The organism is Pseudomonas sp. XK-1 (genome assembly GCF_038069885.1).
Classification (GTDB): Bacteria; Pseudomonadota; Gammaproteobacteria; order Pseudomonadales; family Pseudomonadaceae; genus Aquipseudomonas.
Genome location: NZ_JBBPES010000006.1, coordinates 77,414 through 89,660, shown reverse-complemented (window position 1 = coordinate 89,660; position 12,247 = coordinate 77,414). Strand labels below are relative to the sequence as shown.

14 protein-coding genes and 1 other RNA gene are annotated in these 12,247 nt (G+C 63.5%); 9 read left to right on the top strand and 6 right to left on the bottom strand.

Annotated features, from left to right (window positions below; genetic code table 11):
* Positions 1-191 precede the first annotated feature (191 nt).
* Genes WMW70_RS16535 through WMW70_RS16520 form a run of 4 tightly spaced genes read right to left on the bottom strand, consistent with a single transcriptional unit; the run spans position 192 to position 4,564 of the window.
* A complete protein-coding gene (locus WMW70_RS16535; RefSeq protein ID WP_341438560.1) occupies positions 192-1,409 on the bottom strand; it encodes a 2-octaprenyl-3-methyl-6-methoxy-1,4-benzoquinol hydroxylase in 1,218 nt (405 codons plus the stop codon).
* A 28-nt stretch (positions 1,410-1,437) separates the two neighbouring features.
* Positions 1,438-2,622 (bottom strand): 2-octaprenyl-6-methoxyphenyl hydroxylase, encoded by a 1,185-nt coding sequence (gene ubiH / locus WMW70_RS16530; RefSeq protein WP_341438559.1) that lies wholly within the window; start codon positions 2,620-2,622, stop codon positions 1,438-1,440.
* Positions 2,623-2,625: 3 nt separating this feature from the next.
* Positions 2,626-3,960 (bottom strand): Xaa-Pro aminopeptidase, encoded by a 1,335-nt coding sequence (gene pepP, locus WMW70_RS16525; RefSeq protein ID WP_341438558.1) that lies wholly within the window; start codon positions 3,958-3,960, stop codon positions 2,626-2,628.
* A 49-nt stretch (positions 3,961-4,009) separates the two neighbouring features.
* A complete protein-coding gene (locus WMW70_RS16520; RefSeq protein WP_341438557.1) occupies positions 4,010-4,564 on the bottom strand; it encodes a YecA/YgfB family protein in 555 nt (184 codons plus the stop codon).
* A 149-nt stretch (positions 4,565-4,713) separates the two neighbouring features.
* Here WMW70_RS16520 and WMW70_RS16515 point away from each other — a divergent pair, with 149 nt between their 5' ends.
* The 6 genes from WMW70_RS16515 (at position 4,714) to WMW70_RS16490 (ending at position 8,001) form a co-directional block, all read left to right on the top strand.
* Positions 4,714-5,841, top strand: a complete 1,128-nt coding sequence (locus WMW70_RS16515; RefSeq protein WP_341438556.1) for a DNA cytosine methyltransferase — start codon at positions 4,714-4,716, stop codon at positions 5,839-5,841.
* On the top strand, positions 5,838-6,569 hold the full coding sequence (locus WMW70_RS16510) for a GIY-YIG nuclease family protein (protein ID WP_341438555.1): 732 nt from the start codon (positions 5,838-5,840) through the stop codon (positions 6,567-6,569). Before WMW70_RS16515 ends, WMW70_RS16510 begins: the two co-directional genes overlap by 4 nt.
* A gap of 56 nt (positions 6,570-6,625) precedes the next feature.
* The gene (locus tag WMW70_RS16505) at positions 6,626-6,832 is read left to right on the top strand and encodes a TIGR02449 family protein (RefSeq protein WP_325503817.1); all 207 of its coding nucleotides are present in this window, start codon (positions 6,626-6,628) and stop codon (positions 6,830-6,832) included.
* Positions 6,832-7,146: a cell division protein ZapA gene (locus WMW70_RS16500; RefSeq protein WP_341438554.1), complete on the top strand. Its 315-nt coding sequence runs from the start codon at positions 6,832-6,834 to the stop codon at positions 7,144-7,146. The genes WMW70_RS16505 and WMW70_RS16500 overlap by 1 nt, the downstream gene beginning before the upstream one ends.
* A gap of 30 nt (positions 7,147-7,176) precedes the next feature.
* A non-coding RNA gene (gene ssrS / locus WMW70_RS16495) (6S RNA) lies at positions 7,177-7,355 on the top strand.
* Between the two features lie 49 nt (positions 7,356-7,404).
* Positions 7,405-8,001: a 5-formyltetrahydrofolate cyclo-ligase gene (locus tag WMW70_RS16490; RefSeq protein ID WP_341438553.1), complete on the top strand. Its 597-nt coding sequence runs from the start codon at positions 7,405-7,407 to the stop codon at positions 7,999-8,001.
* Between the two features lie 40 nt (positions 8,002-8,041).
* Here WMW70_RS16490 and WMW70_RS16485 read toward each other — a convergent pair whose 3' ends face one another.
* The gene (locus WMW70_RS16485; protein ID WP_341438552.1) at positions 8,042-8,176 is read right to left on the bottom strand and encodes a hypothetical protein; all 135 of its coding nucleotides are present in this window, start codon (positions 8,174-8,176) and stop codon (positions 8,042-8,044) included.
* A 158-nt stretch (positions 8,177-8,334) separates the two neighbouring features.
* Here WMW70_RS16485 and WMW70_RS16480 point away from each other — a divergent pair, with 158 nt between their 5' ends.
* Positions 8,335-8,784 carry an EVE domain-containing protein gene (locus tag WMW70_RS16480; protein ID WP_341438551.1) on the top strand — a complete coding sequence of 150 codons (450 nt, stop codon included), beginning with the start codon at positions 8,335-8,337 and terminating at the stop codon, positions 8,782-8,784.
* A gap of 44 nt (positions 8,785-8,828) precedes the next feature.
* Positions 8,829-10,682 (top strand): sensor domain-containing diguanylate cyclase, encoded by a 1,854-nt coding sequence (locus tag WMW70_RS16475; RefSeq protein WP_341438550.1) that lies wholly within the window; start codon positions 8,829-8,831, stop codon positions 10,680-10,682.
* On the opposite strand, the gene WMW70_RS16470 is transcribed toward WMW70_RS16475, so the two are convergent.
* Positions 10,672-11,082, bottom strand: a complete 411-nt coding sequence (locus WMW70_RS16470; RefSeq protein WP_341438549.1) for a flagellar basal body-associated FliL family protein — start codon at positions 11,080-11,082, stop codon at positions 10,672-10,674. The two genes, WMW70_RS16475 and WMW70_RS16470, sit on opposite strands and share 11 nt — an antisense overlap.
* 168 nt (positions 11,083-11,250) lie before the next feature.
* On the opposite strand from WMW70_RS16470, the gene WMW70_RS16465 reads away from it, so the two are divergent.
* On the top strand, positions 11,251-12,228 hold the full coding sequence (locus WMW70_RS16465) for an NADPH:quinone oxidoreductase family protein (RefSeq protein WP_341438548.1): 978 nt from the start codon (positions 11,251-11,253) through the stop codon (positions 12,226-12,228).
* Positions 12,229-12,247: the final 19 nt, after the last annotated feature.

The window sequence follows — 12,247 nt, the reverse complement described above, 5'->3', positions numbered from 1 at the left end:
GTTAAGGGCCTAAATACTAGTGAATAGCATTTAGTTTCTCAACCATTGTTCGCTTCGCAAGATCAATCCGCCATGATCCAGATCAAGCCCGGTGCAAAAGCCGGGGCGGCGCTATGCCGAGCCGGGAACGCCGAAGAGGATCGAGACTCTGCAGGGCAGCCTTCGGTTCGCCAAGGCCAACAGGGCCAGGCTCAAGCTCGCGCCAACTCCGGCAGATCGCCGGCCAGGCCCAGAGCCTGACGCACAAACAGCGCCTTGGCCTCGGGCAGGTCGTCGACCCAGTTGAGCCCGGCATTGCGCAGCCAGCGCACGGGCAGCGGGTCGGCCTGGAACAGCCGCTCGAAGCCTTCCATCGCCGCCATCATCGCCAGGTTGTGCGGCATGCGCCGGCGCTCGTAGCGGCTCAGCACCTTGACATCGCTCAGGCGCTCGCCGCGCTGTGCGGCATGCTGCAGCACATCAGCCAGCACCGCGACATCGAGAAAGCCCAGGTTGACGCCCTGGCCGGCCAGCGGATGAATGCTATGGGCCGCATCGCCGACCAGGACCAGGCCTTCTTCGACATAGCGTTTGGCGTGACGTTGGCGCAGCGGGATGCACAGACGTGGATCTGCGTGGAGGATATCGCCCAGGCGATGTTCGAAGGCAAAGCCCAAGGCGCGGCGGAAATCGGCCTCGTCCAGGGCCATCAGGCGCTCGGCCTCAGCTGGGGTGACCGACCAGACAATCGAGCACCAGTGCTCACCTTCAGGACCAGCCAGCGGCAGAAAAGCCAACGGACCGTCATCGGTAAAACGCTGCCAGGCAGTGGCCTGGTGCGGCTTGCTGCAACGCACGCTGGTGACAATGGCGTGGTGCAGGTAATCCCATTCACGGGTGGCGCAACCGGCCAGGCGACGCACCGCCGAGTTGGCCCCGTCTGCGGCAATCAGTAATGGCGCACGCAGTTCGCGGCCGTCATTCAGACTGAGCAACCAGCCATCGCCGGAGCGGCGCAGCTGTTCCAGGCGCGCGCCCGGTAGCAGGCCAATCGGGCTGTCGTGCAGGCGTTCGAGCAGAGCATCCTGTACCACGCGGTTCTCGACGATATGGCCGAGCGATTCGGCATGCACACTGGCCGCGCTGAAATGAATCTGCCCGGTACCGGAGCCGTCCCACACCTGCATCTCGCCATAGGGGCAGGCGCGCCGCGCGGCGATGCCAGGCCAGACACCGAGGCGGTCGAGAATACGCTGACTGGCCACCGACAAGGCGCTGACCCGTGGTTCGAAGGCGGCCTGTGGGTCAAAGGGTTTGACGCTCAGCGGACCGCCATCGATCAGCAGAATTTCCAGCCCCTGCTCCTGCAGGGCCAGCGCCAGGGCACTGCCCACCATTCCAGCACCCACGATAATCAGATCCGCTTGCATCATGCTTCCTTAAGAGAGTGCCTGGCTGCTACTGCGGCCGGGTGCCCAGGCCCATGGCCTGGCGGGCAAACCAGCGTTTCGCCGGAGGTAGCAGGTCCAGGCCGAGCAGGCCAAGATTACGCCCGGCCGCCAACAGCGGCTGACCGGTACTGAACAGCCGGGTGACCTGATCGGAGAAGCCGACGGTCAGCTGCTGATCCAGCTGCTGGCTGCTCAGATAGCGCTGCAGAGTGGCCAGGTCGCCGAGAGGCGCGCTGCTGGCCAGCAGGGTTTCGGCCAACACCAGGGTGTCGCGCAGCGACAGATTGTAGCCCTGGCCGGCAATCGGATGCAGGCTGTGCGCGGCATTGCCGAGCACCACCAGATGCTGGCGCACCTGCTCCTTGGCCGCCGTCAGGGCCAACGGGTAGAGATGGCGCGCACCGACCTGACGCAGGCTGCCCAGGCGATAACCGAAGGCCTGTTGCAGCTCGGCGAGAAACGCCGCATCGTCCAGCGCAGCCAACCGCTCGGCTTCCTGGGTGGCGCGGGTCCAGACCAGCGCGCAGCGGTTATCCGCCAGCGGCAGCATGGCCATCGGCCCTTCTTCGGTAAAGCGCTCGAAGGCCAGGCCGTTGTGCGCGTCCAGCGGGCTGACGTTGGCGATCAGCGCACTCTGCCCGTAAGGCGTATTGCTCACGGCGATGCCCAGTTGCTCACGCAGGCCGGAGCGGCCGCCCTCGGCGAGAATCGCCAGGCTGCATTCAAGCTCGCTGCCATCGTCCAGGCTCAGGCGGTAGCCATCGGCCAGGGCCTGCATGCGCGTAACCTGCGCCGGGCTGCGCCAGCTCACCACCTGCTGGTCCAGCGCCTGCCACAGGCATTCGCCGATCCAGGCGTTTTCCACCACATAACCGAGCGCCGGCACGCCTTCTTCCTCGGCGCTCAGGCGCGCGGCGGCAAAACGGCCGCGGTCGGAAACATGAATCTGCTTGATTGGCTCGGCGCGCTGACTGATCTGCTGCCACAGACCGAGACGCTGATAAATCTGCTGCGTGCCGAACGACAGCGCAGTCGAGCGCGCGTCATAGCTGGGCTGATAACCATTGCCCGGAGTGAACGGTTCGATCAGGCAAATACGCCAGCCGCGCTGCCTGGCCTCGGCCTGCAGGGCCACGGCGAGGCTAGCGCCGACCAGGCCGCCGCCGATAATCGCAATGTCGACGCGAGGCACGACCTAGGCAGCCACGCTGCGTGCGGCAGCCATCAGCGCTTCGATCTCGGCGACAGTTTTCGGCACACCGCGGGTGAGAATCTCGCAACCGGTCTTGGTCACCACCACGTCGTCCTCGATGCGCACGCCGATACCGCGCCACTTCTTCGCCACGTCCTGATTGTCCACGGCGATATAGATGCCTGGTTCGACGGTCATGGCCATGCCGACTTCCAGCTCGCGCCATTCGCCGCCAACCTTGTACTCGCCCACGTCGTGCACATCCATGCCCAGCCAGTGGCCGGCGCGGTGCATATAGAAGGGCTTGTAGGCCTCACTGGCGATCAGCTCGGCGACATCGCCCTGCAGCAGACCCAGCTCCACCAGCCCGGCGGTGATCACCTGCACCGTGGCTTCGTGGGCTTCATTCCAGTGCTTGCCCGGAGCGATATGCTTGAAGGCCTCCTCGTTGGCCTTGAGCACCAGCTCGTAGATGGCCTTCTGCTCCGGGGAAAACCGGCCATTGACCGGAAAGCAGCGGGTGATATCGCTGGCGTAGCAATCGATCTCGCAACCGGCATCGATCAGCACCAGATCGCCGTCTTTCAGCGGCGCATCGTTCTCGCGGTAATGCAGGATGCAGGCGTTCTTGCCCGCTGCGACGATGGAGCCATAGGCCGGCATCTTCGCCCCGCCCTTGCGGAATTCGTAATCCAGCTCGGCTTCCAGGTGGTACTCGAACAACCCGGCGCGGCTGGCCTGCATGGCGCGCACATGGGCGCGGCAGGAGATCTCCGCAGCTTCCTTCATGACTTTGACTTCGGCCGCCGACTTGTAAAGGCGCAGGTCATGCAGCAGGTGTTCTAGGGTGATGAATTCGTTGGGCGGCGAAGCCCCCTGGCGCGCCTTGGAGCGGATCACATTGATCCACTCCATCAGTTGGCGGTCGAACTCGTGGTGGGTGCCCATGGAGGAATAGACCCGGTCACGCCCCTCGATCAGCCCCGGCAGGATGTCGTCGATATCACTAATGGGGAACGCATCGTCCGCGCCGTACTGGCTGATCGCGCCATCCTGGCCGGCACGCAGGCCGTCCCACATTTCCCGCAGCGGATCGCGCTCGCGGCAGAACAACACGTACTCGCCATGCTCGCGCCCCGGAATCAGCGCAATCACCGCCTCCGGCTCGGGAAATCCGGAGAGGTACTGGAAATCGCTGTCCTGGCGGTAGATGTGCTCGACATCGCGGTTGCGGATATACACCGGCGCGGCCGGCAGGATGGCAATGCTGTTGGGTTCCATCTGCGCCATCAGCGCCTTGCGCCGACGGGCGTATTCCGACTTGGGGATGCTGATCATGGGCAGATAGGGTCCACTTCCGATTACATGAAAAGAGCTGACATAAAAATCAATGCAGCGAAGGTTTGGCCGCCGGCGCTTCGGGCTTGGCGCACTCGCTGAACAGCAGCAGCGGCGCAACGCGCAGGTACTCCATCACTTCCATGTAATCGCTCTCGCCGTCCTCGGACTCTTCCAGGGCGTTCTGCACCTGGGCAATGGCCGACAGATCCTGCAGCACTTCCATGGCTTCGGCGCTCAGGGCCTTGTCGCGCACGGTCAGGCCGAAGCCGCCGAGAAAGCCCTGGCACCATTGTCCCAGCGCCACAGCGCGTTCGCCAAGCGGCGCATCGTCGCTGGGCAACAGCAGCACCACTGTGACATCGTTGCTCGACAGCTCGTTCTTGACCATTTCCTGCAAGCCAATCAAGGCCTGGCGCACGCTGTCTTCGGCGGCGGTACCGAGCAGCTCGGCGGCATCGATCAGCCAGGGCTCGATATCAAAACCGGCACCGGCGCAGCTGCGCCCGAGCAACAGGCCGTGCAACTCGGCCGGGGAAACGGAATGACCGCTACTGCTGAGCAGGGCGGCGAAGGCGGCATACGGAGAATTCGAAGTTGGCATAGATAACTAGGCGCAAAGCTGCGCAATCACTAGAATGGAGGCCTTGTATCCTAGCACCGGCAAGCGCGCCAAGACTATTCAAGGTGCTCGACGGATCCGCCCCAGCCCACCGCGTTCCGACCTCAGTCTGTGCACAAGGTAAGCGTCACATGCCGTTTTTCTATGAATTCTTTGCCGGTGGCGGCATGGCCCGCGCAGGCCTTGGCGAAGAATGGACCTGCAGCTTTGCCAACGACTTTTCCGCCAAGAAGGCCGAGTCCTATGTCGCCAACTGGGGCGGCGAGCATCTGCGGGTCGACGACATCAATGCACTGAACGGCCACGACCTGCCCGGCCACGCCGACCTGGCCTGGGCCTCGTTCCCCTGCCAGGATCTGTCCCTGGCGGGCAACGGTGCCGGCTTGCGCGGCCAGCGTTCGGGCTCGTTCTGGGGCTTTATGCGGCTGATCCGCGAGCTGGCGCAGGGCGGGCGCAAGCCGGGCATGATCGTCATCGAGAACGTCTACGGCACCCTGACCTCCCACGAGGGTAAGGATTTCGAAGCCATCGCCGCGGCCATCGCCGAGGCGGGCTATGTGTTCGGTGCCCTGGTGATCGACGCCGTGCAGTTCGTGCCGCAATCGCGACCACGGCTGTTTATCCTCTGCGTCGACCAGGCCCTGCAGCTCCCCGCCGAACTGATCGGCCAGCGCCCTTCGCCGGCCTGGCACCCGGAAAAGCTGATCGCCTGCCACAACAACCTGGCGAAGAAGGTCCAGCAGCAATGGCGCTGGTGGAAACTGGCCGAACCGGCCACGCCCATGCACACCCTGGACGACATCATCGAGGCAGAGCCCAGTGGCGTGAGCTGGCACAGCGAGGCGCAAACGCAGAAGCTACTGACGCTGATGAGCCCGCTGAACCGGCAGAAGGTGCTGGCCGCCCAGCAGCTCGGCAGGCTGCAGGTGGGCACCATCTACAAGCGCACACGCAATAACCTGCAGCGCGCCGAAGTGCGCTTCGACGGTATCGCCGGCTGCCTGCGCACCCCCTCCGGCGGCTCCAGCCGGCAGACCATCATGATCGTGCACGGCCAGTCGATTCGCTCGCGGCTGATTTCCCCCCGCGAGGCCGCGCGGCTGATGGGCCTGGCCGACAGCTATCGCCTACCCGCCAACTACAACGACGCCTATCGCCTGCTCGGCGATGGCGTCGTGGTGGCGGTGGTGGCGCACCTCAATCAGCACCTGCTGCTGCCCCTGCAACGCGCCCAGCAACAGCTGCGGGAGGCTCTGTGAGCCTGCACGAACAGCTGACCATGGTGATTCAGGACGCCCCCGCAGCCTCCATGTCCACCAACGAGCTGCCCCTGGAGACCCGGGAGCTGCGCCGCCTGCTGGACGATTTTCTCAACCAGGAAGTGATCAACCCACTGACCCAGAGGCCGCTCAAGCTCGGCAACTACAAGTGGGGCGTGTATGCCTTCTATGATTACGACAATGAACCTATCTATGTTGGCCAGACCAAAGAGTCGATCCGCACGCGTATCAAGCGGCACCTGACCAACCAGCGCACCGATGCGGTGGCCATGAGCGTGCTTGACCCGTTCGAGGTCTATAAGATAGCCGTCTACCCCATGCCGCAACTGGAGTCATGCGCCCCCGGCGATGCCCAGGCCAAGGCTCAGCTCGATGCCCTTGAACACCTGATCTACAGCCAGGCGATCGACGCATCGAAATTCCGCGCCATTCTCAATGAAAAGGAACCGCCCATCCCGCGAGTCGAGATCAGCGCACCCCAGGCCTACAGCGGCATCGTTGTTTCGGCCGCGGTGCGCAACATCCGCGAACACCCCGACATCCGCATTGCCCGCCGCACCCAGACACTCTCGCGGCTGGCGCTTATCATCAGCCAGCGCCGCGTACAGAAAGGCCTGCGCAAGGTTTTACATGTGCAGGCATTACGGCTTGAATGGTTGGCGAGAAAACGCTTCGACAGCGCCTGCGATACTGTCGAAGACGACTGAAAGACGCTATTTTTCGATTGTCAGTCCCGCTCATTTACCCACGAGTAGAAGATTCCATGGAAGATGCCGACCTGCATGCCCTTACGACCAAGCTGGACTTGCTGATCCAGCGTGTCGAGCAGCTCAAGGCCCACAACCGCGCTCTCCTGGCAAATGAAAAGGCTTGGCGCGAGGAACGCGCCCATCTTATTGAAAAGAACGAAATGGCCCGGCACAAGGTCGAATCCATGATTTCGCGCCTGAAAGCCCTGGAGCAGGATTAATGACTCAGTCGAATACGGTTACCGTCCAGATCCTGGACAAAGAATATTGCATCGCCTGCCCGAGCGATGAACGCAGCAATCTGGAGAACGCCGCGCGTTACCTGGACGGCAAGATGCGTGAGATTCGCTCGAGCGGCAAAGTCATCGGAGCCGACCGCGTCGCGGTCATGGCCGCTCTTAACATCACCCACGACCTGTTACACAAACAGCAACACCTTGACCAACAGGCCAGCGCCAACAGCGAACAGGTGCGCAGCCTGCTCAACCGGGTCGATCGCGCCCTCGAAAGTGACACGGATGAACGCGGCAGCTGATTCGCCGACGCTTTCGGGTATACTGGCCACCGCTCCCTGGAGTGTGCGCCAGTTGGTGATGTCCCTGAGCCGATACGCACAAACCCGGAGGTTGCATGTTGAGGCCGGTGTGCATGTCCGCCTGACGGAAAGCCTTAACGCCTCCTGCACCCTCCACCTTGAACTTTCGGGTTCAAGGGCTAAACCGACAGCGGCACGTCGGGGAGTCACTCTTTCCAGCCCGTTGCCCCTCCGCGGCAACGGTCAGCGCCAGCAACCATGATCGAATCCAGCTCTCTCAGCCGTGCGCAACTGCGCCGCCGGTTGCGCCAGCAACGGCGCGCGCTCGGTCGCCAGGCCCAGCGCAAGGCCGCCCACGGCCTGCACCGGCAGCTGGCGCAGCATCCGCTGTTCCGCCGCGCCCGACATATTGCCCTGTACCTGCCCAATGACGGCGAGATCGACCCCCGCCCGCTGCTGCGCGCCGCCCAGCGCCGCGGCAAGGCGACCTACCTGCCGGTTCTCAGCCCCTGGCCGCGGAGCAAGATGGTGTTTCAACGCATCACCGCGGGCGAGACGCTACGCCCCAACCGCTTCGGCATTGCCGAACCACGGCGCAACCACGCACGGCAACGCAAGATCTGGGCGCTGGATCTGATTCTGCTGCCGTTGGTCGGTTTCGATCGCCACGGCGGACGCCTGGGCATGGGCGGCGGTTTCTATGACCGCAGCCTGGCCTACCGGAAAATGCGCAAAAATTGGCACAAACCGACGCTACTCGGTCTGGCTCACGAATGTCAGCAGGTGGATCGACTGGCGATGGCCAGCTGGGATATGCCGCTGCAAGCGACAGTGACGGACAGGGCCTGGTACTGAATGGTGCATGGTGCCGCACTCCCTGCGGCACCTGGCTGACTCAGCCGGCGGCGTGCTGACTGACTGGCACGTCCGGCTGGCGCTCCCATAGACTCTGGGTATAGCCCGTGGTGACCACCCCCAGGCTGAACAGAATCACCAATACCCACAACACATCAGGTTTACGTTTTTTCATGGAATGCCTCCCCCTTGCAGGCATGATCCCACGGTGGACCCGTGGCGTTTATTCTTATTAACCCCGCGGCGGCCTGACAGCCAGGCCGGTACAGACACTGCCTGAGTCGCGCCGACCGGGTCTGCCCGCTTAAGGACTGGCGAACAGGAGCAAAGTTCATGCCTTATTGGTTGATGAAGTCGGAACCCGACGAACTCTCGATCCACGACCTGCAGCGCCTGGGGCAAACCCGCTGGGACGGCGTGCGCAATTACCAGGCGCGCAACTTTATGCGCAGCATGCAAACGGGTGATCTGTTCTTCTTCTATCACTCCAGCTGCCCGCAACCGGGTATCGCCGGCATCGCCCGGATTGCCTCGCCGCACTACCCCGACCCCACGGCGCTAGAGCCCGAGAGCCACTACTTCGATGCCAAGGCCAGTGCCGCCAAGAACCCCTGGAGCGCCCTCGACGTGACCTTTGTCGAGGCCTTCCGGCAGGTTATCCCCCTGGCGCAGCTGAAAGCGCAAAGCGCCCTCCTGGAACTGCCACTGGTACAAAAAGGCAGCCGCCTGTCGGTAATGCCCGTCAGCAGCCAGGAGTGGGCGGCAATCCTCACTATGCGCTGAAATGGCACTGTGCTATTAGGTAGAGGAACCTTTTGGGGCCGTCTATGCCGCAGCGCTCTCCATCGCCCTGGCCGGCGCACGTTGCGCTTGCAGCCCTGCTGCTGGCGCTATGCCTGGCCAGCCTGCTGATCTGGCAACAACTGCTGAGCGCGCAACAGCAGCGTATTGCCGAGCGCGTGAGCTATCAGGCCCACAGCCTGGCCCGCCAGCTGGAAGCCAGCCTGATCTACCAGGTCGACGACCTGCAGCGCCTGGCCCAGGCATGGAACCATCGCGGACGCATCCCCAAGGACGAATGGACCCTCGACAGCCAGTTTTCCCTCAGCCACTTCAAGGGTTACCAGGCCATTCAGTGGCTGGGTAGCGACCTCGCCATGCGCTGGGTCGAGCCGCTGCAAGGCAACGAGGCCGCCCAGCAATTCCGCCTGACCCCGGCCCACCCCAACTTCAACCTGGCGATGCAGGCCAAAGCCAGCGGCGAACCGCGCTTCTCCAACAGCTTCGCCCTGGTCCAGGGTGGCCACGGTTTTATCCTCTACACCCCGCTGTATATCGCCAACGCGCAGCAGCAACCGGTCTTCGACGGCTTTCTACAGGGTGTGTTTCGCGTCGAGCAGCTGATGGACGAGCTGCTCAGCAACCTCGACAACGGCGACTTCAGCGCCTCCCTGCTGGAAGCCGGACAACCCATCTACCGACGTACCCCCGGCCCGACAGTCGAGAACCTGCAGCAGGTGGTGGCGCTGCAACTGCTGAACAACAGCAACTTCGCGCTGCGCCTCAAGCCCAGCGAGCACCTGGTACAGCGCCTGAGTACGCCACTGCCCGAATTCGTCCTCGGTGCCAGCCTGATTATCAGCCTGCTGCTGGTCGCCGCCCTCGCCCTGGCCCTTGAAAATGCCCGCCGCGCCCAGGCCCTGCACACCAGCAATCGCCAGCTGAACGAACAGGTCAGCCAGCGCGAACAGATCGAGCGAGTACTGCGCGACAGCCGGGAACGCCTGCAACTGGTGCTCGACCTGACCGACTCCAGCCGCGACGGCTTGTTTATCATCGACCCACAGACCCGCGACATCCTGCACATGAACCAGGCCATGTACAGCAGCCTGGGCTATAGCGCCGAGACCTTCAGCCAGCTGCTCAAGGAAGACCCGGAGCAGCTGCTGCCGGGCTTTCACCAGTGGCTGGAAGGCGTGCGCCAGGCGCAACAGGACAAGCTGTCACAGATATTCCAGCGGCAGATGCGCCGCCGCGACGGCAGCCTGCAGGCTGCCGAAATCAGTGCCCAGCTGATGGTCCTCAATGGCCATGAATACCTGATCGGGGTTTCCCGCGATAACAACGAGCGCCTGCAGATCGAGGCGCAGCTGCAGCGCCTGTCGCAGCAGGACGGCCTGACCGGCCTGTATAACCGGCGCTACTTCGACAACCGCCTGGCCAGCGAGTGGCGGCGCATGCGTCGGCATAACGCCGCCCTGACCCTGCTGATGCTGGATATCGACTACTTCAAGACCTATAACGACCAGCTCGGCCACCTGGCCGGCGACGATGTCCTGCAGCAGGTCGCCGAACTGTTGCAGCGCTGCCTGCAGCGCGAGGACGATGCCGCCTGTCGCTATGGCGGCGAAGAATTCGCCATCATCCTGGCCAACGCCGATCTGCACAGCGGGGCCCTGGTCGCCGCCCGGGTGCACCAGCAGCTAGCCGAACTGAATATCCCCCACCCGGGTAGCCCGTTCGGGCGGATAACCCTGAGCATCGGTCTGGCCTGTATCGAGCCGAGCCAGGACAACCAGCCCTATATGCTGATCGCCCAGAGCGACCAGGCGCTCTACCAGGCCAAACATCAGGGCCGCAATTGCACCTGCGAATGGCAGCAGGTACGGGCTACTGAATAATCAGGTTATTGAACAGCAGGTCTTCCACCAGCGGCTTACCCTCTTCAGCGGTGAGCACATCCTGTACCTGCTTGAGCGCCTGCTGACGCAGCAACTCCTTGGAATCGGCCGCCGCCATGCTGGCCTCGGTCTGCTCCGAAAACAGCATCACCAACTGATTGCGGATCAGCGGATCGTGATGCTTGACCGCGGCCTCGGCCTCGGCACTGGCGACCCGCAGGGAAATATCCGCCTTGAAGAACTTGAGCTTCGGCCCCGTGCCGAAATTGCCCACCAGGGCCGGGAACAGGGAAACATAGGCCACCACAGGGACCACCTCCCCCTCGGCTTTTTCGTCCTCCTCGGCCTGCGCCAACAACGGCAGGGACAGGGCCATCAGCAATGCGATCCAGACTTTCACGGTGTATTCCTCAAGGGGCCGGTACGGCTAGCAGCTCCTAGCATAGCCACAGCGGCGGCCAGGCCCAAGCCCTATGCTTATGCAAGGCCATCAGGAGCAGGCATGCTCGTTGACCGCGACCCATGCCCCCCTACACTGCAATCCCATCACCCCTAGAGGAATCGCCCGATGAAAGCCGTGCTGTGCAAAGCCTTCGGCCCCGCCGAAACCCTGGTCCTGGAAGAAGTCGCCAGCCCCGAAGCGAAGAAGAACGAAGTGCTCCTGCAAGTCCATGCGGCCGGGGTCAACTTTCCCGACACCCTGATCATCGAAGGCAAATACCAGTTCAAGCCGCCCTTCCCGTTCTCTCCTGGTGGCGAAGCAGCCGGCGTGGTCAGCGCGGTGGGCGAGAAAGTCAGCCACCTGAAAGTCGGCGACCGGGTCATGGCCCTGACCGGCTGGGGCAGTTTTGCCGAAGAAGTGGCGGTACCCGGCTATAACGTCATGCCGATCCCGGCGAGCATGGACTTTGCCAGCGCCGCCGCCTTCGGCATGACCTACGGCACCTCGATGCACGCCCTCAAGCAGCGCGCCAATCTGCAACCGGGGGAAACCCTGCTGGTGCTCGGTGCGTCCGGCGGCGTCGGCCTGGCGGCGGTGGAAATCGGCAAGGCCATGGGTGCCAAGGTGATCGCCGCGGCAAGCAGCGCCGAGAAACTGGAAGTAGCCCGCGCGGCGGGTGCCGACGAGCTGATCAACTACAGCGAAGGCAGCCTCAAGGAAGAAGTCAAACGCCTGACCGGCGGCCAGGGTGCGGACGTGATCTACGACCCGGTCGGTGGTGACCTGTTCGATGCGGCCATCCGCAGCATCGCCTGGAACGGTCGCCTGCTGGTGGTGGGCTTCGCCAGCGGGCGTATCCCCGAGCTGCCGGTCAACCTCGCCCTGCTCAAGGGCGCGGCTGTGGTCGGGGTGTTCTGGGGCTCCTTCGCCCAGCGCCAGCCTCAGGACAACGCGGCCAACTTCCAGCAGCTGTTCGCCTGGCACGCCGAAGGCAAGCTCAAGCCGCTGGTGTCGCAGATCTTCCCGCTGGAAAAAGCCGGAGAAGCCATCGACACCCTGGGCCAGCGCAAGGCCGTGGGCAAGGTGGTGGTGCAGGTGCGGTAAATGTAGGGTGGATGATGCC

Bases quoted from the DNA above. Each gene is read 5' to 3' on its own strand.
- WMW70_RS16505 (WP_325503817.1), top strand. From the start codon at position 6,626: ATGGAAGATGCCGACCTGCATGCCCTTACGACCAAGCTGGACTTGCTG.
- WMW70_RS16535 (WP_341438560.1), bottom strand. From the start codon at position 1,409: ATGCAAGCGGATCTGATTATCGTGGGTGCTGGAATGGTGGGCAGTGCC.
- WMW70_RS16490 (WP_341438553.1), top strand. From the start codon at position 7,405: ATGATCGAATCCAGCTCTCTCAGCCGTGCGCAACTGCGCCGCCGGTTG.
- WMW70_RS16480 (WP_341438551.1), top strand. From the start codon at position 8,335: ATGCCTTATTGGTTGATGAAGTCGGAACCCGACGAACTCTCGATCCAC.
- WMW70_RS16520 (WP_341438557.1), bottom strand. From the start codon at position 4,564: ATGCCAACTTCGAATTCTCCGTATGCCGCCTTCGCCGCCCTGCTCAGC.
- WMW70_RS16475 (WP_341438550.1), top strand. From the start codon at position 8,829: ATGCCGCAGCGCTCTCCATCGCCCTGGCCGGCGCACGTTGCGCTTGCA.
- WMW70_RS16515 (WP_341438556.1), top strand. From the start codon at position 4,714: ATGCCGTTTTTCTATGAATTCTTTGCCGGTGGCGGCATGGCCCGCGCA.
- WMW70_RS16500 (WP_341438554.1), top strand. From the start codon at position 6,832: ATGACTCAGTCGAATACGGTTACCGTCCAGATCCTGGACAAAGAATAT.
- pepP (WP_341438558.1), bottom strand. From the start codon at position 3,960: ATGATCAGCATCCCCAAGTCGGAATACGCCCGTCGGCGCAAGGCGCTG.
- WMW70_RS16465 (WP_341438548.1), top strand. From the start codon at position 11,251: ATGAAAGCCGTGCTGTGCAAAGCCTTCGGCCCCGCCGAAACCCTGGTC.
- WMW70_RS16485 (WP_341438552.1), bottom strand. From the start codon at position 8,176: ATGAAAAAACGTAAACCTGATGTGTTGTGGGTATTGGTGATTCTGTTC.